Source organism: Hahella sp. NBU794, from assembly GCF_050749805.1.
Classification (GTDB): Bacteria; Pseudomonadota; Gammaproteobacteria; order Pseudomonadales; family Oleiphilaceae; genus Hahella.
Genome location: NZ_CP192738.1, coordinates 2,387,354 through 2,409,493 on the forward strand (window position 1 = coordinate 2,387,354; position 22,140 = coordinate 2,409,493).

Consider the following 22,140-nt stretch of genomic DNA (forward strand, 5'->3'; position numbering starts at 1 on the left):
CTCAGCCTTTCTGCCGCTGGCGCATATTCATGTGCTGGCGGCTCCACGGATTCCAATTATCTTCCATCGCTTTCAACGCCTGCTGAATCATGGTCTCAGTGATGGGGATCTCTTCACCGTTTTCCGTAATGATGGCGGCGCCGTTCATGCGTTCTTCGTCGCCAGTCTCGCTTGCCGATTTACGCCAGTTGTTCGCTTGCATTTGCCCGGACCTCCAGAGTTTGCACCAGCCTAAACTTGTCTCATGACGATCCTGTGACACGAGATGGACATCTGTTTTCAGGACTTTTCACTCTCGGCAGACGTCCTTATCTCTAAAATTAGCCCATGGCGTCTGCTTGAGCCATCAGGCTCAGGAAGGCTCTCCCAAGGCATTATCGACAGAAAATGCGAAAAAGCTCGAAAAGTGGACGATAATATATTGAAAGGCAAACCAACCTGAATTGGCGCTTATTTGTGAATCATTGCAAAAAAATGACCATTCGGGCTCACAAGCAGCGACAGGCGGTCGATACTAAACTGTCGAAATTATCGTCACGGAAAGAGGCGATCAATCCATTCCGGCATGAACAAAGGCGTTACAATGTAGACGTCGCTGGATACTAGTCTTGGAGAAATGGCTGAGTGGGTGATAAAGCAGCGGTGTATTCTCCCAAGGATGTGGAAATACCATTCGAAAAGCTGGGACTGCAAGTTGGCGATCCTTTACATCTGGAGAGCATGGACCAGAGTGCGCGCTATCATGTGCGCCTGATTGGGTTTGTGCCCGGGCAGAGCGTGATGGTCACCACGCCTGTGGTGGACGGCAAACAGCTGATTTTGAAAAAGGATCGGCCGTTTACCGTGCGCTCTGTGGCGAAGAACAAAGTGTGCGCCTTCACCAGTCAGGTTAAACACATGGCGCTACAGCCTTTCGCCCATATTCATCTGGAATATCCCAAGGAGCTGCTGGCGCTGCAAGTGCGCAACGCCGAACGACTCAAAGTCGAAATCCCCACTCAGGTCAACAGCGATTTCGATACAGGGTTGGGCGACTGGCCGAAAGAGGCGGTGATTATCGATATCAGTAAGACCGGCGCCGGAGTAAAGTCCATCGTCAAACTGGGGGACGCCGGAGAAGAAGTGATTCTGCGTTTTACTTTGACGGTGGCGGATATCACCAAGACGTTTAACGTCAATGGCATCATCCGCAATCGCACTATTCTGGAGCAGGATGATGCGCCTTTCAGGTATCTATATGGCGTGCAGTTTACCGGATTGTCAGATGCGGCGAAGATCGTCATCAGCGGCTTTGTGCACGAGCTGCAATTGTCCAAGTAATCAACGGCAATCGTCAGAAATGAGAAAGCCCGGCTCAGGCTCCGGGCTTTTTGAGACGAAATAAGCGCTAACCTATTTCAGGACTAGGCAGGTTAAGTCCTTCTCTGGCTCTTAGCGGTTGGCGGCAAGCGCGGCGATACGCTCATCCAGAGGAGGGTGGCTGGAAAACAGCGCTTTGAGTCCCTGTTTAACTCCCTCGGTTATGCCAAAAGCGGTCAGTGTGTCTGGCATTTCATTTGGCATCTGGGTTTCGGCTTGCAGGCGTTGCAGCGCCGCAATCATCGCGCCGGAACCAGCCAGTTTGGCGCCCATGGCGTCAGCGCGGAATTCACGTTTACGGGAAAACCACATGACGATTATCGACGCGAGAATACCCAATATAATCTCGGCGAAGATGGTGGTGATGAAAAAGCCGATGCCGTGACCGTTTTCATTTTTGAAGACAGCCTTGTCCACAATATTGCCGATAATGCGGGCGAAGAACATCACAAAGGTGTTAATAACGCCCTGTATCAGCGCCAGAGTCACCATATCGCCATTGGCGACATGGCCGATCTCATGAGCCAGCACTGCGCGAATTTCGTCTTTGGTGAAGCGTCGCAGCAGTCCCTCGCTCACCGCCACCAGAGCGTCGTTCTTGTTCCAGCCGGTCGCGAAGGCGTTTGACTGGTGCGCGGGAAAGATGCCGACTTCCGGCATATTAATTCCTGCTTCGCTGGAAAGTTCTTTTACGGTGTCCAGCAACCAGCGCTCTGTCGCATCACGGGGTTGTCCGATTATCTGGGTGCGGGTGGACATTTTCGCCATCCACTTGGACAGGAAGAGCGAGATCATCGCGCCGCTCATGCCGAATACGGCGCAGAAGATAAGGAGCGAGGTGAGATTCAGTCCGCTGCCCTGCAGATAGGGTTCAACCCCCAAAAGCCGCAACGTCACGCTCGCTACAAGCACTACAGCAATGTTGGTTGCCAGAAACAGTAGAATCCTGAACATAGTCGCCTCAAACTAAAGGGATAAGCCTACTGGGAAAATATGTTTCGGGTGGGGGAAAATCAATAAATCAGGGATTAAAGATTATTAACCGATCAGGGCGCAGGAGGATGCGCCCTATTTTGAGGTTAAACTCTAAACGTAGCCAAGTGTAAGTGGGTGATGTTTCTCATTTGGCCATCGCCGTCATTGCTACCTACATGGTATATTCGCTTGGTTTCGAAGTCCGAAGTGACGGTTTCTGCGTTGGCTGATTTTAAAGACTTTACTAATTCCTCGTGAGGAATTTTCTCATTAACCTTATTGCTGAATATCCATAGATTTATTGCTCCATGAATACCTAACAAGGTCGCAGCTTGTTGGATCGCCTGTGATACGCCTTTATAAAGGTGCTTGTTAGCTCTAACCAGAGCTTGCATTTCCATTTTGTTTTCACCCTCAGCATTGAGGTTTTTTACGTATATATCGCCAAACAGGTCACTTGCTTGGGCGTTGTAATAGTACATGCCGATCCTGACTGCTATGCTTAAGTCTTGAGGCTTTGTCGCGTCAACTTCAAATACCCATATTTCGTCATCTATTTCGAATGCTTGCTTTGATGGGAAAGGGTTGTCATAGAGGTAAATTACCAACATTGGGTTGACGGAGTGTTTAGCTCTCCAAACGTCGAAGTGATCTAATGTGGTTCTTAATACGTACTCACGTGATACTTTATTAACACCAAGCACAACGGATGCATCAACTTTGTAATCGGTGTTTCCTTCGGCTATAGTCATCGCTCCCTTGCGACTAAGCATCTTATTCGCTCCCTAGTGCTATTAAAACTTCTGAAGATAACCCGCATGCGTAAAATACTTTGCTTTGTTCTTGCGCTTTCTTAATAGAGCGCTCTACTCCATTGGGGTCTTCGCTATCTAGGCCATAGTCATTTGCGTTGTGCTTAACACACTTCCAAATATCCAATAGTTGCATATGGTTGTCTCTCAGATATTCATGAAGCCTCGCTAAGGCCTCTTGCAGGTCTTTCCCAGGGGCGACTGCGATACCTACTGCATAGTTTGAACCATCCATGTTCATGGGGCTGTTAGGGCTTAATGACGCCTTGTGGTGAATAAGCCAGATATCTTCAGTATTCATTTGATGTCTCCAATGTGTAAGCTAAGTGTGCAGTTTATTGTTGGGGGTCTATCCTGTCACTCGATTTTTTGCCAGCTATTTATTTGAATTATAAAGCTTGAAACGACATGTTTTTCAGAAATCGTTTGTGTGTGTTAGTTTGATTTGTAGAGTTATGTTAGAGGTGGTTGTTTTTCGGATATTCTCGTATAAAGCCGCTTCGGACACTCGGAGTGTTTGTCTTTATTTGAAAACAAGTTTTTCTCTTTGTTTTTAGTCGTTATTTCATCATATTTCACTTTAGTGAATCAGGTGTTCTCATTGTTTGTTTAAAGCATCATGTCGTATCACTGAGTATTTCGGGTTGGGATGAGTGACTGCATTGAGATGTTTGCTTTCAATGACCTCAGCCCTTGCTCGTGGCGCTAATAAGTGGATTGGGGTTTGAATAGGGAGTGGAAGGAGCGTGACGGTTTCGATTTTTCTGGATGATGCAGGCAAGGATTTGGAGAAGCGGGCCGCGGGGAAAAGGGTCGCTTTGGTGTTTCATTTGAAAATAAAGCGCAGCGAGGATTATCTGAGTTGGCTGCGAGAGAGTGCGAATCAATGCGGTGGTGAGCGGTTGTTTCGCGTGCAGGCGGACCCGGTCGCCAGGGAGGGGATGTGGCTGGATGAAATTTTGATTGATGAGTTTCCCTCGCCCAAGGCTGCTTTGAGCTTTATGGCGACTCATGGCGAAGCTTTGCGGAGGCATTGTGAGTCGTGGGCCGTGCTGGCGGTGGTTCCTGAATCTCCTTGGCTGTTTCGGATGGTGAGATGGATGTCCAGGCTGATTCAGGTGTTTAAAGGCGTTCGTGATACGGGGACGCCTGCTGCCGGGTGGGCGGCTGAAAATACGGCGATTTGGCCTGACCAAGCTCAAATGGCTGTCGCTCGAAGTCAAAGCCTGGATGATCCCTTGTTCGTCTACAATCTGAATAAATACAAAGCGGTAGCGGAGTATCAGGGAGAGGTGGAGTCTGAGCCTTCCGTTAGCGGTAAGGAAGCCTATGATCGCTACGCTAAATTGGCCGGATTTGAACTGATGCGACGAGGTGCGTTTCCCGTATATGGCGGAACGCCGGTTTGTTTGCTGGCGGGAGAACCGGACTGCATGCTGCAGGATAACTGGGATAAATTTATTTTTGTGCGCTATCCCCAGAGAAGGAATCTACTGGCTACGATAGAAGGCGATGCCTTCGGCGAGAGCCAGAAGCATCGCGATGCGGGGCTGGCGCGAGTGGCGATATTTATGGCCAGTCCGGTTGGCTCAAGCTGAGCCTTGTTCCATACGGGGCGGCTTCTCCACTTCCACCCACTGCGTCATCCAATCTCGAAACGCCTCCATCGCTGGGGTGGGCGAGCGGGATTTCAGTCGCGTCAGCCAGTATCCTCCCTCGGAAATGAAGCAGGAAAACGGTTGTTGAATGGTCCCGGAGGCGAGATGGCGGGCGAACATCAGTGGCGGCGCCAAAGCCACGCCCACGCCTTGCAATGCTGCTTCCATCATGGCGATGGACGAGTCGAAAACAATGCCTTTTATCAAGTTGGCCGGATGCGCCATGCCGGCGGCGGCGAACCAGTTGCTCCATTCGTTGGCGCGATAGGATCGCAACAGCGTGTGTCCGCTCAAATCTTCCGGCGTGCGCAACGTTTCCGCCAGGGCGGGGATGCATAAAGGCGTTAACGGCGCTTCGAAAAGCGGTGCGGCGTCGACGCCATGCCAGGCTCCGTCCCCGAACCGGATGGCGTAATCCAGGCCTTCCGCGGCGATATCCACGCGATTGTTATTGGTCGATAGACGTACTTCCACAAAGGGGTGCTGCTGCTGAAAGTCAGCCAGACGCGGCAGTAGCCATCCCACCGCGAAAGTTCCCACCACTCCCAACGACAGCACTTCGCGAACTTGTCCTCCCTCAAGCCGGGACAACGCCTCAGACATGCGGTCGAACGCCTGATTGACGGTGGGTAACAGCGCCTCGCCCTCTGGCGTGATCATGAGTCCGCGGGGCAGGCGTTTGAACAGCTTCACGTTGAGGCGCTCTTCCAGCACCTTGACCTGGTGACTGACGGCGGCCTGAGTGACGCAAAGTTCGATGGCGGCCTGGGTGAAACTCAGGTGTCGCGCGGCGGCTTCAAAAGCTCTGATGGCGTTTAGAGGAAGATGTGGTCTGGCCATGGATGCCCAAATTTAATTTATGGCTAATGCAAAAATTGGTCGTTTGTTATCAATTCTCTTGGATCATAAGCTATCCATCCCTAAGCGTTAAGGGCTTTGTCGCTGGTTTGGTATAAATATAATTTGTGCTTTTCAGACCGGACCCTTTTTCGACGTTTATAAAGCCAACGCTTAGTCACTTCATTTAACATGGCGAGTAATCTTGGAGATACTTATGAGTTTTTTGGTGACGCGTCGTCGTTTGACGGCGTTACTGGGATCGGCGTGCGTAGGCGGGCTATTGATTTTTTCCGGCGTCAGCGCAGCGGCGGATAAGCCTGTTCAGTTGGAAAAGGTTTTTGCAAAACTGGAAGATCGGCTGGGCGCGCGCATGGGAGTGATGGTGCTGGATACGCAGACCGGCCGAACCTGGGAGCAGCGTGGACAGGAACGTTTTCCCCTGTGTAGTACCTTTAAAGTGCTGGCCTGCGCGGCGTTGCTGGCGAAAGTGGACGCCGGCGAGGAAAATCTGGCGCGCCGCGTCCAGATTCAAGCTCGGGATATTGTTACCTATTCTCCTGTCACCAAGAACCGTATCGGCGGAGAGGGAATGACGCTGGGAGAACTGTGCCAGGCGGCCATGACCAAAAGCGATAATACGGCGGCCAATCTGGTGCTGAAAGCGGTCGGCGGTCCGCCCAAGCTGACCGAGTACCTGCGTGGTCTGGGGGATGAAATCACCCGTCTGGATCGCTGGGAAACTGAACTGAACGAGGCGACGCCGGGGGACCCACGGGATACGACCTCGCCTGCGGCAATGACGTCTACATTGCGGAAGCTGTTCTTGAACTCTCCGCTGTCGCCCGCATCCCGTCAGCAACTGACTGCCTGGTTTCTCGCGAACGAAACGGGCGACGCCAAGTTGCGCGCAGGCTTGCCGCAAGACTGGCGCATTGGCGACCGTACTGGCGGCGGCGCTTACGGCTCTACCAATGACGTGGCGGTGATCTGGCCGCAGGGGCGCGAGCCTCTGATCGTGACCGTGTATATCACAGAGACGGAAGCGACTTTTGACGATCGCAACAAGGCGATTGCCGATGTCGGTCGCGCAGTGGGAGCGGCGTTTCAGCCCTGAAGTAGGAATCGCTAAAGCGAATATTCAAAACAAGGGTAAACCGGATTTACCCTTGATACGTCTGTCTGGCTCAACGGAGTGGGGCGTATGTTTTATCAGTGTTGCGCTGGCGCAAACAGGATGCATTGCATGAGCTCCGCCAATTGCGTGGAAGTCGCTTTATGCAGCGCCTTCTTGATGAGCTGGATATTGCTCATGGCGGTATTGGGCATGGCGTCGCCGCTTTCTTCCAAAGCGCTGATAAAACGCTGCAGGGTCGGCGAGACGGCTTGATTGACGGCCAGACTGTTGAGTTTCAAAAAGGCTGGTTGAGTCAGCACCGCCTGATCGATGGCTTCCTGTCTGATGGTGTCCACGAAGCGAATCAGCCCCTCTTCCGACAGCCAGATCATGGCGGCGAAACAGGCTTGATGTCGTACGCTGTGCAGCCCGAACTCATCCGGCGTGTCCGCACCGGAAATATCCTCCACAAAGACGGCGCTTTTGCGGGGAAAAGAGTTATAGAGCTGAATCAGGACTTTGGCTGCGTCCTTGTAGAACTCTTCTATGTGTATTTCTGGCACGATTCAATTCTCGGTTAGTTCGCTATAAAGGCGGACGCCTGTTGAAGCGCGTCCGCCGCAAAGGCGACGAATTATTGTTCGTAGCCTTGCAGGAAGTGGCTGATGCGGCCAACCGCGCCCTCCAGTTCATCCACCCTTGGCAGGAACACCAGACGGAAATGCTGAGTGTCCGGCTGATTGAAGGCGGAGCCCTGAACGATCAGGATGCGCTCCTGCCGCAGCAGATCCAGCACCATTTTCTCGTCATTGTGGATGGTCAGTACCTTGGGATCAATTTTAGGGAAGAGGTACATGGCTCCGCGTGGTTTGACGCAACTGACGCCGGGGATCTGCGAAATCAGATTGTAGGCGGTGTCGCGCTGCTCCAGCAGGCGTCCGCCCGGGGCTACCAGATCGTTGATGCTCTGGTAGCCGCCCAATGCGGTTTGAATGCCAAGTTGCGCCGGCACGTTGGAGCACAGACGCATGGAGCTGAGCATGGTCAGGCCTTCAATGTAGTCATAGGCGCGCAATTTGGCGCCGCTGACGATCAGCCAGCCGGCGCGATAGCCTGCCGCCCGATAGTTTTTGGACAGGCCGTTGAAGGTCAGGAACAACAGATCGTCCGCCAATGAGGCGATACAGGTGTGCTCCGCTTCGTCATAGAGAATCTTGTCGTAAATCTCATCGGCGAGGACGATCAGGCGATGACGGCGCGCCAGCTCCACGATTTGCTGCAACAATTCCCGGGAATAGACGGCGCCGGTGGGGTTGTTGGGGTTAATAATGACGATCGCCTTGGTGCGCTCGGTGATCTTGCTTTCGATGTCCGCAATATCCGGGAACCAGTCCGACTGCTCATCGCAGCGGTAGTGGACGGCGCGGCCGCTGGACAAAGTAACGGCGGCGGTCCACAGCGGATAATCCGGCGCTGGAATCAATACTTCGTCGTTGGTGTTCAGCAGCGCCTGCATCGCCATGACGATCAGCTCGCTGACGCCATTGCCCAGGTAAATGTCCTCGATATCCACGTTGGCGATGCCGCATTGTTGGGTGTAATGCTGCACCGCCTTGCGCGCGGCGAACAGACCTTTAGAATCCGCATAACCTTGCGCATGGCTGAGGTTGTAAATAACGTCTTGCTGGATCTCTTCCGGAACGTCAAACCCGAATGGGGCGGGGTTGCCGATATTGAGTTTCAGGATTCGATGGCCTTCTTCTTCCAGGCGTTTTGCTTCCTGGAGCACTTGCCCACGAATTTCATAACAGACGTGGAGCAACTTATTTGATTTCTTGATTTCATGCATACTTAAACCGCTGCCGGGAACTGGCCTATAAGAAACATATATATAGAACATAAAAGGGGGCTGCGTATTATTCAATTGATGTCCCCATAATTACAAGCGGGATGCGGAAAGTCGCATATCGCAGTCTTGTGTCGGCGCAAGGTGCGGAACAATTCAGCGCCGCCTGCGTCAAAGTAAATGGAATATCGTTCAAGCGAGCAGAGAGTAATTGAGTCGGAGGTCTTATGGATAAAGTAAAGAAAAGCGACCAGGAGTGGCGCCAACAACTAACGGATGAGCAGTATCGGGTGACCCGAGGGAAGGGGACGGAGCGTCCTTTCACGGGTGAATATTACGACACGAAAGACGCGGGCGTGTACGTTTGCATCTGCTGTGGCGAGCCGCTGTTCACCTCGGAGAATAAATATGATTCCGGCTGTGGCTGGCCCAGTTTTTGGGCTCCGATGGAAAAAGAAAAAATCACGGAAGAAATGGATATGAGCCATATGATGGTGCGCACGGAAATCCTGTGCAGCAAGTGCGACGCGCACCTGGGACATGTTTTTGACGATGGCCCGCAGCCCACCGGGCAGCGCTACTGTGTTAACTCCGCCTCGCTGCGCTTTCATTCCGCTGACGGCGACGCCAAAAAGGAAGACGAATAACCGGCGCTCCGCGTCTCAGGAGAATAATCGTGAAATTTGCAGATCGGCTGGCGGCGGTGCGGGACCGCTTCGGCTCCGACGAGGCTATGCGCGCTGGGTTATCAGTGGCGGCGGATGCAGAGCAACTGACGCAACAGTCCGACGCTTACTATCTTTCCAATATCACTCGGCGGATATTTCGCGCCGGGCTGAAGCACAGTTTTGTCGACTCTCGCTGGCCGGCTTTTGAAGAAGCGTTTTTCGGCTTTGAGCCGGAAAAAGCAGAACTGTTGTCAGAGTCCGATCTGGATGAGCGTATGAAAGACGCCCGGCTCATCCGGCACTGGGGCAAGATGTGCTCGATTCCGTATAACGCCGCGATGGTGAGAGAAGTCTCCCGCGCTCATGGCGGTTTCGGTCGTTTTCTTGCGGAATGGCCGGAGACGGATATTGTCGGGCTGTGGCGTTATCTCGCCAAACAGGGTAAGCAAATGGGCGGGCAATCAGGGGCGCGTTTCTTGCGGATGGTCGGCAAGGACACCTTTTTGCTGACGGACGATGTGGTCGCCGCGCTCAAAGTGATGGGCGTGGTGGAGAAAATCCCGACTTCGCAGAAGCAACTGCAGCATACCCAGGCGTTTTTCAATGAGTTGGCGCACACCTACTCATTACAGCTCTGCCAGCTGAGCCAGATCCTGGCCTACAGCGTTGGCTAATCGCTGAGAAAACGGGTAAGGGCTAAGTACACAACGATCGCCGCCTGGAGCCTGCCTGGCGGCGAAGTTTTGTGACCCTGAACGCAAAAGATCTCAGGAGAGATTGAAAATATATATTGTGCACAATATTATTTTTCGAAATACAAAGGAGAAACCTATGAGCGTTTACGACTATCAGGTAGAGGACATCAAAGGCGCGAAGCGGGACATGTCTGAATTCAAGGGCAAGGTGCTGTTGATCGTCAACACCGCCAGCAAATGTGGCTTCACGCCACAGTTTTCCGGTCTGGAGTCCTTGTATGAGAAATACAAAGATCAGGGCCTGGAAGTTTTGGGGTTTCCCTGTAACCAGTTCATGCAGCAAGACCCCGGAGAGAACGCTGAGATTGCCGAGTTTTGCCAGCTTAACTATGGCGTCAGCTTCCCGATGTTCGCCAAGATCGATGTCAACGGCGATAGCGCGCATCCTCTTTATAAGTTTCTGAAGAGCCAATCTAAAGGGCTATTGGGGACGGAGGGGATCAAATGGAATTTCACCAAATTCCTGGTGGACAAGAACGGTAAAGTTCTTGAGCGCTTTCCGCCCACCGCTACGCCAGAGAAGCTGGAAAAGCCGATCAAGGAACTGTTGGCGTGACGCTACCCGCTTGTCAGGAGGGACGGGAAGACCAGTTGCTGGCGTTGGATAACCAGATTTGTTTTCTGCTGTATTCCTGCTCTCGCAGTATGACGTCTCTCTACCGGCCTCTGTTGAATGAGCTGGGGCTGACCTATCCGCAGTATCTGGCCATGCTGGTGCTGTGGGAGGGGGACAAGTCCGGTGAGGCGATGAGCATCAAGCACATCTGCGAGCGTCTGTTGTTGGATACCGGGACGGTGACGCCGCTACTGAAGCGATTGCAGCAGCAGGGGCTGATCACCCGTCAGCGCTCAGCGGAAGACGAGCGTAGCGTTTTGCTGGGGCTGACTGACGCGGGAAGGGAGCTTAAGGCGCGGGCGGCGAAAGTGCCGATGCAATTGCTGTGTCAGGCGAACGTGGCGATTGAGGAGCTTGAACGCTTGAAAGGCGATTTACGCGGCTTTCTGGATCGCATTCAGCAACTGAGCTGATGCGTTTAGGCAAATTTGCTGCTGGCGGCCGCTGCAACAGGGTCTTCCAGCCATTTCGCCAGCATTTGGGTGAGCGCTTTTTTCTCGTAAGGCTTGGTGAGGTAGTCATTCATGCCGCAGCTGAGACAGCGCTCTTTGTCGCCCTGCATGACGTTTGCGGTGACCGCGATGATAGGCAGGGCGTCGTACTTGGCGTTTTGACGAATCAGTCGCGTGGCCTCGTAGCCGTCCATGACTGGCATATGGCAGTCCATCAAAATGATGTCGTAATGGTCGTTGCCCACCAGATCCAGGGCGTCCTGTCCGTTGTTGGCGATGCTGACCTCGTAACCCAGCTTGCGCAGGATGGTTTTCGCCACCAGCTGGTTAACCTGGTTGTCTTCCACCAGCAGCACATGTTTCTGGCCTACCGGCGCCTCCGGCATATCCGTCCCTTCCGTAATCACCGCAGCCCCGCCAGGGTTGGCGGCCTTGTACAGGGTGTCGTACAGCCGGTCGCGGCTGACCGGCGCACTGATCATCTGCTCAATGCGCATGGCTTTGAAGGCGTCAGTGTCAGACGGAATGTTTTGCCGCGCCACCAGAATCATATGCACGTTTTCGATATCCTGATGCTCCACCAGCAACGGAGACAAGGAGCGAGAGTCGAACAAAATAATAGTATTGGGCTCAAAACGCTGTTCTTTTAACTGAACGTCCTGTGGGTGTTCATAAGGATAGGAAGCGCAGGGCAACTTCCAGTTCTGCAGCTCGGCGCTGATGCATTCAAAGGTGCGATTCTCTGTCTGATGCAGCAGCACAAAATGATGTTTGAACAGGCTTTCGTCCACCTTCGGGCTGGGCGTGTTGTGGTCCGCCAGCAGGGGCAGGGTGACCATGAAGCTGCTGCCGCGCCCTCGTTCTGAATCCACCTCAATCTTGCCGCCCATATGGGTCACCAGCTGCCGGCACAGGGTCAGACCGAGACCGGTGCCGCCGTATTTACGGGTGATATCGGCGTCGCCTTGAGAGAAGGGGGAGAAAATAGACTCCAGCCGGTCCGCTTCGATGCCGATGCCGGTATCGGATACGCGGATCTCCACGCTCTGGTTTTTCAGAATGCTCAGGCTGACGGTCACGCTGCCGGTCTCGGTAAACTTGATGGCGTTACCAGTCAGGTTGCTGACGATTTGGCGAATACGGGTGGGGTCGCCGTAAACCCTCTCAGGGAACGTGGGGTCAATATTGGTGTACAGGGCTACGTTCTTGGCGTGTGCGTTTTGCGCCAACAGACGGGACACGTCCTCGACGGTCTTGCGAAGATCGAAGGCGATGTTCTCCAGCGTCAGTTTGCCGGCTTCCACTTTGGAAATGTCCAGGATGTCGTTGAGCAACTCCAGCAAGGCGACGCCGGAGCTGTAGGCGACATTAAGCTGTTCTTTCTGCTTCTCGGACAGCGGCTCTTCCAGCGTCAGGCTGATCATGCCCAGTACGCCATTGAACGGGGTGCGGATTTCGTGACTCATATTGGCGAGGAAGTCCGCCCGGGCTTTGGCGCGGCTGACTGCTTCCTCTTTGGCGACGCGCAGGTCGTGGTTGCTCTTGATGAGCTGTTTGTTCTTCTCGGACAGCTCTTTGGTGCGGCTGTCGACAATCTGCTCCAACTGCTCTGAATAGGTCTTCAGGCGCGATTCGGCTTTCTTCAGCTTGTTCAGGTTCTCATCGATGGCCTGTAGCTGGTTGTTGGTGGAGTTGACCAGGACGCCGATTTCATCCATTTCATGGCCCTTGGGCACAGGCAGGCGGATTTTCTCAGGGGTCTCCGGATCGACTTCGCTGACTGCGGAGATCACTTTTACCAACGGCTGGGTCAGCATGATATAGAACAGAATTAGCAGCACCGCGGAAAGGATCAAGCTGCGTAAAAAGCCGGACACAAGGGTAAATGCCGCCCGCTTGAGAAACTCTGCGCCGCTTGGATAAGTGTCCACGACCACATTCAGGTCGCCCAGAACAAAGTCGTTCAGCTGCGGTACGAATAGCGTTTCAGTGTAGGTGCGACTGGGTTGGAACAGCAGGTCGCTGAGCCAGCGGTAGGCGGAGGTCTGCGGCTCGCGTTCTTTACTGGCCAGCAGCCGATTGTCCGTGTCGATAATCTCCGCATGAATAATCGAAGGGTGTTCAAGCAGCCCGTCCAACAACTCTGCGGCGAGTCTGGCGTCAATGTTATAGGCGATCTGTGAGGCCGGCGCATGGCTGATCGCGACGACCGCGCGAATTTCCGCGTCTAGAGAATTTTTTTCGTTGAGAAAGTCGATGATGACCTGGATCAGACTCAGCACCATGCCCAGCAGCAAGGCTACGGCGACGGTGTTGCGCGCCAGTCGGAAGGATAGTCGGTTGTTGATGCTAATTTTCAAGGGTTATTCCCATGAACGCCAAGCGAGCGGCGGAGACAGAGGAAACTGTCCGGCGCTCCGCCGGTCAGGAAAGCACAAGCGCTGTCCGGCCCGTCCGCTCTAATCATAAGACTGCTTTTTCTTCCACTTTTCTTCTTCTGTCATCATCTTGTCCAATTGCGCGCTCAGCCTGTCGCTTCCTTCCGCAACTGCTTCAGATTTGGTCTGCGCCGCTTCAGTGGCAAGTTTTTCCAGCTCTTTGATGCGTTGACGATAAATAAGCATGCTTTTCTGCGCAAGGGGATTCTTCTCTATTTTGCCCAAAGCCTCGATAGCGTCATGATAATGATGAATAGCGATGCGTGGCCGGTTGGTGGCCAGGGCGTGTTTGGCCTTGTTGACGTGGGAGTCCGCCAGTGAGCGGACAATCAGGAATTGGGTGTTGAGGAGGTGTTTGACGCCCGCTTTCTTTTCTATGCGGCCTTTTTTGACCTGCACCTCAATAAACTTGTACAGCCCCTTGAGCAGTTTGCGGACTTCCTGCATCACTGCCTGATTTTGCAGATCAAGCTGAGGGAAGTCGGCCTGACTATTTATATTCTCCTTTATGACTTCCCACTCTTCGGCCTGGCTTTCGTGATCGCCCCGATGACCGAGATTGGCGAGCTCCTTGATAGTTTCCTGGGCGCGCGCCACCACCAGCAGACGAATGTCTTTGGCGGCGTATTGGGGCGGCAATCCGGTGGCCAGCGCTTTCAACAGACGCAAACGGTCGAGCAAAGCGTTGAGCTGACGTTGCCGGGCGTCCTTCGCCTTTTCGCGCCACTGTCCCAAGTAAATCAGAAGCAACACCAAAATAATGACGCCGCCTATTAAGGCGGTAATATTCGTTGCAGACATCTGGGTCGTATATTTTCTATATAAATTTAGAACTTACGGAAAGTATAGATGAAACTGGGAAAGTCTACGGATTTCTGCAAAAAAATGTCTGTCTGGGTGAAGAGGGCGGCTGCCTGGCGAAACTACGCCGATAGAGACTTTGGCGTTACAAAAAGCTGCAAAATTCCCCGCGTTTGCGATATGTCGGACCAGCGTTCCATGTCAAAGCGGACTTGAGCGACGCCGCAGGTGGGGAGGTTAGCGATGCGGCTGTCGGAAATAGCGTTTAGCAGGTCTGTAAAACCGGGATTGTGTCCAATAATTGTGAGATTGGCTTGCGTTTGCTGTTTGATCAGAGCCAGGAGTGTGGTGTAATCCGCCTCGTAAATTTTGGCGTCCTCCTGCGCTACTTTTAATAGCGCGGGATTGTCCTGGCCCAGTAATTGCAGAGTTTGCCGGGTTCTGCGTGAAGGACTCAGCAGGCATACATCGGTGGAGAATTTCATATTCTTCAGCAAACCGCCAATCCTGGGCGCGTCCCTTAATCCCCGTTTTCCCAGCGGCCTTTCCAAATCAGGCAGTTGTGAATTTTCCCAGGAGGATTTTGCGTGACGGATCAGGGTTAGGGTGTGCATGAGGGGCTGCCGGAATTTGCGCGAACTCGTATTTATAACGTGAAAATTATTCTGCCATCAATTAATTCAGGCGTGCGTCAACATTGTGCGTCGATGGAGAATTGTAATAGCATCCGCACTGTAATGATAAAAAGATCGTTCAGTCCTAGATCTACCAAGGATAATTATATGAAAAAAACTATAATTGCTGCTTGTATGGGGTTAACTTTGGTTCAGCCGGCGATCGCCGCGGACTTCAAACCGGCCGTTGTTTACGATAAAGCCGGCAAGTTCGACAAGTCATTCAATGAGGCGGTTTTTCGAGGAGCGGAGAAGTTTAAAAAGGACACCGGCGTTGAAGTGAAAGAGGTGGAGCCTACTAATGAGGCTCAGGTTGAGCAAGGTCTCGAGAAGTTAGCTCGTCGCGGCTCCAGCCCGATTGTAGCGGTTGGTTTCAGCCAGGCGAATGCGGTGTCTTCAGTCTCCGCAAAATATCCAGACGTTCAGTTCACTTTGATCGACATGGTTGTGGATAATCCTAACGTTCACTCCATCGTGTTCAAAGAACATGAAGGTTCATTTTTGGTCGGCGCATTGGCGGCGATGAAGTCCGCAACCGGTAAAGTCGGTTTTATCGGCGGTATGGACATCCCTCTGATTCGTAAGTTTGGCTGCGGCTTCGAGCAGGGCGCCAAGTACGAAAATCCGAAAGCGGAAGTTTTCACTAACATGATCGGCTCCACCGGCGCGGCGTTCAATAACCCGGGCAAAGCGGCGGAACTCGCCAAGAGCCAGTTTGACAGCGGCGCGGACGTTATCTTCGCAGCGGCTGGCAGCAGCGGCAGCGGCGTATACCAGGCGGCCAAAGACGTGGGCAAATACGCTATCGGCGTAGACAGCAACCAGAACCACCTGCATCCAGGCACCATGCTGACTTCCATGGTCAAGCGTGTTGACGTAGCGGCGTACAGCAACTGGATGGCGGCCAAAGACGGCAAGTGGGAGCCAGGCGTTGAAGCCCTAGGGTTGGCGGAAAACGGCGTTGATTGGGCGCTGGATGAACACAACCGCTCGCTGGTGACCAAGGAAATGGAAGAGAAGGTCAATCAGATCAAGGCGGATATCATTTCCGGCAAGATCAAAGTGCACGACTACATGTCTGACAACAGCTGCAAATACTAAGCGGGTTGTGAATTTAACGACGGCGTTGTAAGCGCCGCCACGAAAGAAATATCGCCGGGCGTGAAGGGCCCGAAGCCGGGTTTTTAGACGCCCCGGGACAAGTTTTTTCTTGCCCGGGTCTGTCATTTATCTTGACTACTTGGTCAGAAAAATGAGAAAAAACCCTGCGCGGGTGCTTAAGCCCGGCGGATTTCCGAGTAAACTAACAACCGATAAACCAATTCGGGATTTCCCATTTCCATGACTAGTAACGCATTGCAGCTTGAGAGTATCAGCAAGCGGTTCGGCGCTGTATTGGCTAATTCGGACGTTAGCCTTTCCGTCGAACAGGGAACTATACACGGCGTCATTGGTGAAAACGGCGCAGGTAAGTCGACCCTGATGAGCATACTCTACGGCTTTTATCAGGCGGACAGCGGTTCCATCAAAGTTTTCGGCAAGGAAGCAAAAATCCACGATTCTCAGGACGCCATCGACGTCGGCATCGGCATGGTGCATCAGCACTTCATGTTGGTGGATACCTTCACTGTGCTGGAGAACATTACTCTGGGTTGCGAAGGCAGCATGTTGCTGAGCAAGGGCCAGGCGCAGGCGCGCGAGGCTTTGAGTAAACTGTCCCGGGAGTACAACCTTAAAGTTGACCCTGACGCCCTGGTTGGCGAGCTGCCGGTCGGCGTACAGCAGCGGGTGGAAATCCTGAAGGCGCTGTACAAAGGCGCAAAAATTCTGATCCTGGACGAGCCCACCGGCGTACTGACGCCGCAGGAAACAGACGACCTGTTCAAGATACTGTTATCTCTGAAAGAGCAGGGCGTGACCGTCCTTTTGATCACACACAAACTGAAAGAAATCATGCACGTGACGGACAATGTGTCCGTTATGCGCCAAGGCAAGATGGTGGCCCATCGCCGCACTGCGGACACCAACCCTGAAGAGCTCGCTGAGCTGATGGTCGGGCGCAAGGTGGTGCTGCAATTAGAGAAGCCTGCGACGGATGCCGGCTCCAAAGCGCTCACCGTCTCCAACCTGAAAGTGCGCGACGCCCAAGGCATTGAGCGGGTGAAAGGGGTTTCCTTTGAAGTCGCGGCTGGCGAAATAGTCGGTATCGCAGGGGTGTCCGGCAACGGGCAGACCGAGCTGATGGAAGCGCTGGCGGGTATGGTCTCGCCGGAATCCGGGGAAATTCGCTACGGCGACCTGTTAATTTCCGCTGACCATAAAGTCTGCCCCTCTGAGATGCGCAAAGCCGGCGTGGCCCACGTGCCGGAGGACCGTCATCGGGTTGGCCTGGTGACCTCCTTCAGCGCCAGTGAAAACGCGATTCTGGGCTATCATCGCAGCTCCGCCTGGAATAGTAAGGGCGTACTAAGTAGCTCCACTGTTGGTAAACACTGCGCGGAATTGATGGCCGATTTCGACGTACGTCCCCAGGACCCCAACCTTAAATGCGCCAACTTCTCCGGCGGCAACCAGCAGAAACTCATTCTCGCCCGTGAACTCGATCAGACGCCTAAAGTGTTGCTGGTAGGCCAGCCAACGCGCGGCGTGGACATCGGCGCGATTGAGTTTATCCATCAGCGTCTGTTGGATATGCGCAACCGCGGCGGCGCCATTCTGTTGGTATCCGTTGAGCTGGATGAGATTCTTTCTCTGAGCGACCGCATCATCGTCATGTGCGACGGCCGCGTCACTGGAGAGTTAGCCGCCTCGGAGGCGGATGAATGTACGCTGGGGCTGATGATGTCGTCGTCCCGGGATATCAACGCCAGCGAAGAGAAAGAATAATGAAAGGTCTGGATCGTAATTTGCCCACTTGGGTCAATGTCGGATTGTTGCCGCTGTTGAACGTCGTTACCGCATTGCTGATATCCGCCGTGGTGTTCTGGCTGATCGACGTTAACCCGCTGGAAGCGGCTGAAATTCTGTTGTACGGCGCCTTTGGCTACCAGGAAGGCATTGGGTTTACGCTGTATTACACCACTAACTTCATCTTTACTGGTCTGGCGGTGGCGATCGCTTTCCACGTCGGCCTTTTCAATATCGGCGGCGAAGGTCAGGCCTACATTGGCGGCCTGGGCGTCGGTCTGCTGTGTCTGGCGTTGGACGCTTCCGTGCCCGGGCCGGTGTTGCTGTTGCTGAGCACTCTGGCCGCTGCGCTGTTCGGGGCCGCTTGGGCGTTTATCCCTGGCTGGCTGCAGGCCTATCGCGGCAGCCACATCGTTATCACCACGATCATGTTCAACTTCCTGGCGTCATCGCTGATGGTTTATCTCATGGTGAACGTTCTGCGTGAACCGGGACAGATGGCGCCGCAAAGTCGCGCTCTGGCGGAAACCGCCTGGCTGCCTTTTATGCATGACTTGTTCGCGGCGATTGGCATTGAGTTTGAACGCTCTCCATTGAACATTTCTCTGTTCCTGGCTTTGCTGTGCGCATTTGGGGCCTGGGTATTTATCTGGAAAACCAAGTGGGGCTACGAGATTCGCACCGTCGGCAGCAACCAGCAGGCGGCGGTCTACGCGGGTATCAAACCTGCGCGGGTGATGTTGTTGGCCATGGCGATCTCCGGCGCCTTGGCGGGCTTCGTCGGCGTTAATGAAATCAATGGCGTGCAGCATCGTCTGTTACTGGATTTCCATTATGGATATGGGTTTGCAGGCATTGCGGTCGCTCTGATGGGGCGCAATCATCCCATCGGCATCGTGCTGGCGGCGCTGTTGTTCGGCGCGTTGTATCAGGGTGGAGCTGAGCTGGCTTTTGAAATGTCCAACGTGAACCGGGACATCGTCGTGGTCATGCAGGGTCTGGTTATTTTGTTCTGTGGCGCCTTGGAGTTTTTGTATAAGCCCTTGATCGCCAATATGTTCAAGGAGAAAACGGCATGATCGATACCTTGATTCTCACTTTGGACGCCACCATGCGCGTGTCCACGCCTCTGATTTTCGCCGCCTTCGCAGGCATGTTTTCCGAGCGTTCCGGCGTGGTGGACATCAGCCTGGAAGGTAAAATGCTGGCGGCTGCGTTCACTGCGGCGGCGGTCGCTTACCTGACCAATTCCGCATGGCTGGGTCTGGGCGCGGCCATTATGGTTTCCGTGTCTCTGGCGATGTTGCATGGCGTCGCCTGTGTCACGTTTCGTGGTAATCAGGTCGTCAGCGGCGTGGCTATCAACATTCTGGCTGCGGGCCTGACGATGACGCTGGGTCTGAGCTGGTTCAAGCAGGGCGGACAAACCCCGCAGCTGACTGACGCCGCTCGCTTTTCCATTATTGAGTTCCCGGGCGCGGAGATGATGAGAGATGTGCCGGTAATCGGCGGTATCTATTCTGAAATGCTCAGCGGCCACAATATCTTTGTTTACTTGGCCTTTTTGGTTGTGCCGTTCTCCTGGTGGCTGTTGTTCCGCACGCGTTTCGGCTTGCGTTTGAGAGCCGTTGGCGAGAACCCGAAAGCAGTGGATACCGCAGGGATTTCCGTACATCGCATGCGCTACGCCGCATTACTGTGCGCAGGTATTTTGTGCGGTTTCGCCGGCGCCTATATCTCCTCCGCTCAGAATGCGCAGTTCGTACGGGATATGACGGCCGGGCAGGGCTTTATCGCGCTGGCGGCGCTGATTTTTGGTAAGTGGCGTCCTCTGCCTGTTCTGGGCGCCTGTCTGCTGTTCGGATTCCTCGACGCTGTCGCCGTGCGCTTGCAGGGCGTGGAAATTCCAGGGTTGGGCAAGGCGCCGATTCAGTTGATTGAGGCGTTGCCATACATCCTGACGGTAGTTCTGCTGGCGGGCTTCTTTGGCAAAGCGGTGGCGCCCAAGGCGATCGGCTTGCCTTATGTGAAAGAACGTTAGGTCAAACACTGATAAAGACATATCTGCGTCGCCAGGGCTCTGACCATTTGGCCTTGGCGACGACCTAAGGAAGACTATGAAAGTTCTGAATTTCGGTTCTATTAATATTGATTATGTCTACCGGGTGCCTCACTTCGTGCGCCCGGGGGAAACACTGGCCAGCGACTCGTTGACGACAGTGTTGGGCGGCAAAGGCGCTAATCAAGCCATCGCCTTGGCGCGCGCGGGCGTTCAAACCGCCCATTTGGGGCGAGTGTCCGCGGCGGATACTTGGGCGGTGGACCTGATGCGCGAAAGCGGCGTGGATGTCGCCACCGTCTCACAAATCGCTGAGCCCAGCGGTCACGCCATCATTCAGGTGGATGACGCGGGTGAAAACGCCATCGTGTTGTTTGGCGGCGCCAACCGCAGCTTTTCTCAAGAAGAGGTGGTCTCCGCTGTGTCCGCTCTGGACGAAGGCGACTGGCTGCTCATGCAAAACGAATGTAATGGCGTGGAATGGGCGATCGCCGCCGCAGCGGAGCGTAAGGTGAAAATTGCGTTCAATCCTGCGCCGATGACGGAAGACGTCAAGACGCTGCCTTTGCAGCAGGTTGATCTGTTGATTCTCAACGCGATGGAAGCCTGCGACCTGGCGGAAACCGCAGATGCGGACGCCGCATTGCAAGCCTTGGCGAGCAAATACCCGAACACTACGGTTGTGGTGACACTGGGTGGCGAAGGCGCTTTGGTCATGCACGGCGGCGAGATTGTCACCCGTCCGGCGGATAAAGTGACGCCTGTGGACACCACGGGCGCCGGCGACACCTTTGTCGGTTATTTCCTGGCTTCGCTTATTTCCGGTTATGAACATTCCGCCGCTCTGGCCAGGGCGGTTAAAGCGGCCGGCATTGCGGTCACCCGCCCCGGCGCTTCTCCCAGTATTCCAACCGCCCAGGAGGTGGATTGATTTATGTACCCAATTATTATCGATACGGATCCCGGCGTAGATGATGCGATGGCGATCGCCTTTGCCCTGGCGCATCCTGAGATTGAACTGGTGGGCCTGACCACTGTTTTCGGCAATGTGCCGGTTGCTCGCGCCACCCGCAACGCGCTGGCTTTGGCGGAGCATTTTGGCGTTCCGAATCTGCCAGTGGCGCAAGGCGCCAAGTACCCTCTGGTACAGTCGCCGCTGCCGCACCCTGACTTTGTTCACGGCGCGGACGGTCTGGGCAACATGGATTATGACGCTCCTCAAGGACAAGCCGTGGCGCAAAGCGCAGCGGAGTTTATCGTTGAGCAGGCCAATCGCCTGAATGGCGAGCTGACTGTCGTGGCGATTGGACCACTGACCAACCTGGCGCTGGCGCTCAAGCTAGACCCGGACCTGCCCAGCAAGTTGCGTTCTCTGGTGATTATGGGCGGCGCGGTAGACGAGCCAGGCAACGTATCGCCTATCGCCGAAGCGAACTTCCTGTCTGACCCTCATGCCGCAGACGTGGTGTTGGGCGCGGACTGGCCGGCGGTTATCGTTGGCCTGGATGTAACGCATAAAATCATTCTTACGGACAGCAATCTGGCGCAACTGCGCGACAACGCCGGTGAAACTGGTAAATTGCTGTGGGAAACCAGCCGTTTTTATGTGAATTACTACTCGAATACCGGCGCAGCGTCCGACCATGACGAAGCGGGCTGCTGTATGCACGACGCCGCCGCGGTGGCTTATGTGGTGGCTCCGGAACTGTTTACCTGCATCAGCGGACCTGTGCGGGTTATTAGTGAAGGGGTTGGAGCAGGGCAATTGACGATTAATCGTAAGGGCTACACCTATCTGCTCAAGCATTGGGAAGACCGTCCCGCCGCCAAGGTCTGTATGGACCTGGAGGTGGAGAAAGTACGTTCTTTGTTCCTGGATACGATCATCCAGCACAAAGTGCGCTGAACTGATAAATAGAATAATGACGGTAACGAACTTCTCATGATAAAAGGCCCTTGTACTCCAAGGGCCTTTTGCGAAGTGAACGTTACTAAGCGGCCACGGGCGTTTAAGAATAACTCAGCTTAGGGCTTGGGTCTGTTGGCGATTGCTTTCGCCACCCCTTTTTGGCTATTTTCCCTTTCTCATTGCCGGAGACGCGATTCGGCGGCGTAGCCAGCTCGCCGGAGTCTTCACTGTGAGTAATGAAATATGTTTCAAAATCG

At 54.0% G+C, this 22,140-nt stretch carries 23 protein-coding genes; 13 read left to right on the forward strand and 10 right to left on the reverse strand.

What is annotated here, in order from left to right; translation table 11 throughout:
• Position 1 precedes the first annotated feature (1 nt).
• Complete coding sequence (locus ACQYWX_RS10675) at positions 2–202, reverse strand: PA1571 family protein (RefSeq protein ID WP_431688740.1); 201 nt, start codon at positions 200–202, stop codon at positions 2–4.
• A 422-nt stretch (positions 203–624) separates the two neighbouring features.
• Here ACQYWX_RS10675 and ACQYWX_RS10680 point away from each other — a divergent pair, with 422 nt between their 5' ends.
• Entirely contained in the window at positions 625–1,320 is a 696-nt protein-coding gene (locus ACQYWX_RS10680) for a flagellar brake protein (RefSeq protein ID WP_216739128.1), read from the forward strand.
• Positions 1,321–1,431: 111 nt separating this feature from the next.
• On the opposite strand, the gene htpX is transcribed toward ACQYWX_RS10680, so the two are convergent.
• From htpX to ACQYWX_RS10695, 3 genes are all read right to left on the reverse strand, one after another.
• Positions 1,432–2,313: a protease HtpX gene (htpX, locus tag ACQYWX_RS10685; protein ID WP_431688742.1), complete on the reverse strand. Its 882-nt coding sequence runs from the start codon at positions 2,311–2,313 to the stop codon at positions 1,432–1,434.
• A 125-nt stretch (positions 2,314–2,438) separates the two neighbouring features.
• Positions 2,439–3,107 carry a hypothetical protein gene (locus ACQYWX_RS10690; RefSeq protein ID WP_431688743.1) on the reverse strand — a complete coding sequence of 223 codons (669 nt, stop codon included), beginning with the start codon at positions 3,105–3,107 and terminating at the stop codon, positions 2,439–2,441.
• 1 nt (position 3,108) lies between these two features.
• On the reverse strand, positions 3,109–3,447 hold the full coding sequence (locus ACQYWX_RS10695) for a hypothetical protein (protein WP_431688744.1): 339 nt from the start codon (positions 3,445–3,447) through the stop codon (positions 3,109–3,111).
• 445 nt (positions 3,448–3,892) lie between these two features.
• Here ACQYWX_RS10695 and ACQYWX_RS10700 point away from each other — a divergent pair, with 445 nt between their 5' ends.
• Positions 3,893–4,744, forward strand: a complete 852-nt coding sequence (locus ACQYWX_RS10700; protein ID WP_431688745.1) for a Dimeric alpha-beta barrel — start codon at positions 3,893–3,895, stop codon at positions 4,742–4,744.
• Here ACQYWX_RS10700 and gcvA read toward each other — a convergent pair.
• Entirely contained in the window at positions 4,736–5,644 is a 909-nt protein-coding gene (gcvA, locus tag ACQYWX_RS10705; RefSeq protein WP_431688746.1) for a transcriptional regulator GcvA, read from the reverse strand. The two genes, ACQYWX_RS10700 and gcvA, sit on opposite strands and share 9 nt — an antisense overlap.
• A gap of 226 nt (positions 5,645–5,870) precedes the next feature.
• Here gcvA and bla point away from each other — a divergent pair, with 226 nt between their 5' ends.
• Positions 5,871–6,758: a class A beta-lactamase gene (bla, locus tag ACQYWX_RS10710; RefSeq protein WP_431689509.1), complete on the forward strand. Its 888-nt coding sequence runs from the start codon at positions 5,871–5,873 to the stop codon at positions 6,756–6,758.
• Between the two features lie 95 nt (positions 6,759–6,853).
• Here bla and ACQYWX_RS10715 read toward each other — a convergent pair whose 3' ends face one another.
• Together ACQYWX_RS10715 and ACQYWX_RS10720 are read right to left on the reverse strand one after the other, a co-directional pair.
• Complete coding sequence (locus ACQYWX_RS10715; RefSeq protein ID WP_279502055.1) at positions 6,854–7,321, reverse strand: hypothetical protein; 468 nt, start codon at positions 7,319–7,321, stop codon at positions 6,854–6,856.
• 71 nt (positions 7,322–7,392) lie between these two features.
• Entirely contained in the window at positions 7,393–8,607 is a 1,215-nt protein-coding gene (locus ACQYWX_RS10720) for a pyridoxal phosphate-dependent aminotransferase (protein ID WP_216735722.1), read from the reverse strand.
• A 224-nt stretch (positions 8,608–8,831) separates the two neighbouring features.
• Here ACQYWX_RS10720 and msrB point away from each other — a divergent pair, with 224 nt between their 5' ends.
• The 4 genes from msrB (at position 8,832) to ACQYWX_RS10740 (ending at position 11,056) form a co-directional block, all read left to right on the forward strand.
• Entirely contained in the window at positions 8,832–9,251 is a 420-nt protein-coding gene (gene msrB / locus ACQYWX_RS10725; protein ID WP_431688747.1) for a peptide-methionine (R)-S-oxide reductase MsrB, read from the forward strand.
• A 29-nt stretch (positions 9,252–9,280) separates the two neighbouring features.
• The gene (locus tag ACQYWX_RS10730; protein ID WP_431688748.1) at positions 9,281–9,946 is read left to right on the forward strand and encodes a DNA-3-methyladenine glycosylase I; all 666 of its coding nucleotides are present in this window, start codon (positions 9,281–9,283) and stop codon (positions 9,944–9,946) included.
• 157 nt (positions 9,947–10,103) lie between these two features.
• Complete coding sequence (locus ACQYWX_RS10735; RefSeq protein ID WP_216735725.1) at positions 10,104–10,583, forward strand: glutathione peroxidase; 480 nt, start codon at positions 10,104–10,106, stop codon at positions 10,581–10,583.
• A complete protein-coding gene (locus ACQYWX_RS10740) occupies positions 10,580–11,056 on the forward strand; it encodes a MarR family winged helix-turn-helix transcriptional regulator (protein WP_431688749.1) in 477 nt (158 codons plus the stop codon). The genes ACQYWX_RS10735 and ACQYWX_RS10740 overlap by 4 nt, the downstream gene beginning before the upstream one ends.
• A 5-nt stretch (positions 11,057–11,061) precedes the next feature.
• Here ACQYWX_RS10740 and ACQYWX_RS10745 read toward each other — a convergent pair whose 3' ends face one another.
• The 3 genes from ACQYWX_RS10745 to ACQYWX_RS10755 all read right to left on the reverse strand — a co-directional run bounded on the left by ACQYWX_RS10745 (position 11,062) and on the right by ACQYWX_RS10755 (position 14,948).
• Complete coding sequence (locus ACQYWX_RS10745) at positions 11,062–13,455, reverse strand: ATP-binding protein (RefSeq protein WP_279502044.1); 2,394 nt, start codon at positions 13,453–13,455, stop codon at positions 11,062–11,064.
• A 99-nt stretch (positions 13,456–13,554) separates the two neighbouring features.
• A complete protein-coding gene (locus ACQYWX_RS10750; RefSeq protein WP_279502043.1) occupies positions 13,555–14,334 on the reverse strand; it encodes a hypothetical protein in 780 nt (259 codons plus the stop codon).
• A 122-nt stretch (positions 14,335–14,456) separates the two neighbouring features.
• Positions 14,457–14,948: a SixA phosphatase family protein gene (locus ACQYWX_RS10755; RefSeq protein ID WP_216735729.1), complete on the reverse strand. Its 492-nt coding sequence runs from the start codon at positions 14,946–14,948 to the stop codon at positions 14,457–14,459.
• Positions 14,949–15,116: 168 nt separating this feature from the next.
• Between ACQYWX_RS10755 and ACQYWX_RS10760 the strand changes: the two genes are divergently transcribed.
• The 6 genes from ACQYWX_RS10760 (at position 15,117) to ACQYWX_RS10785 (ending at position 21,880) form a co-directional block, all read left to right on the forward strand.
• Positions 15,117–16,109 (forward strand): BMP family lipoprotein, encoded by a 993-nt coding sequence (locus ACQYWX_RS10760; RefSeq protein ID WP_216735730.1) that lies wholly within the window; start codon positions 15,117–15,119, stop codon positions 16,107–16,109.
• A gap of 240 nt (positions 16,110–16,349) precedes the next feature.
• Positions 16,350–17,894, forward strand: a complete 1,545-nt coding sequence (locus ACQYWX_RS10765) for an ABC transporter ATP-binding protein (protein ID WP_431688750.1) — start codon at positions 16,350–16,352, stop codon at positions 17,892–17,894.
• A complete protein-coding gene (locus tag ACQYWX_RS10770) occupies positions 17,894–18,994 on the forward strand; it encodes an ABC transporter permease (protein WP_216735732.1) in 1,101 nt (366 codons plus the stop codon). The genes ACQYWX_RS10765 and ACQYWX_RS10770 overlap by 1 nt, the downstream gene beginning before the upstream one ends.
• Positions 18,991–19,956, forward strand: coding sequence for an ABC transporter permease (locus ACQYWX_RS10775; RefSeq protein WP_127969704.1), 966 nt, complete (start codon positions 18,991–18,993; stop codon positions 19,954–19,956). Before ACQYWX_RS10770 ends, ACQYWX_RS10775 begins: the two co-directional genes overlap by 4 nt.
• Before the next feature lie 76 nt (positions 19,957–20,032).
• The gene (locus ACQYWX_RS10780; RefSeq protein ID WP_431688751.1) at positions 20,033–20,905 is read left to right on the forward strand and encodes a ribokinase; all 873 of its coding nucleotides are present in this window, start codon (positions 20,033–20,035) and stop codon (positions 20,903–20,905) included.
• Between the two features lie 3 nt (positions 20,906–20,908).
• The gene (locus ACQYWX_RS10785) at positions 20,909–21,880 is read left to right on the forward strand and encodes a nucleoside hydrolase (protein WP_431688752.1); all 972 of its coding nucleotides are present in this window, start codon (positions 20,909–20,911) and stop codon (positions 21,878–21,880) included.
• Positions 21,881–22,140 lie beyond the last annotated feature (260 nt).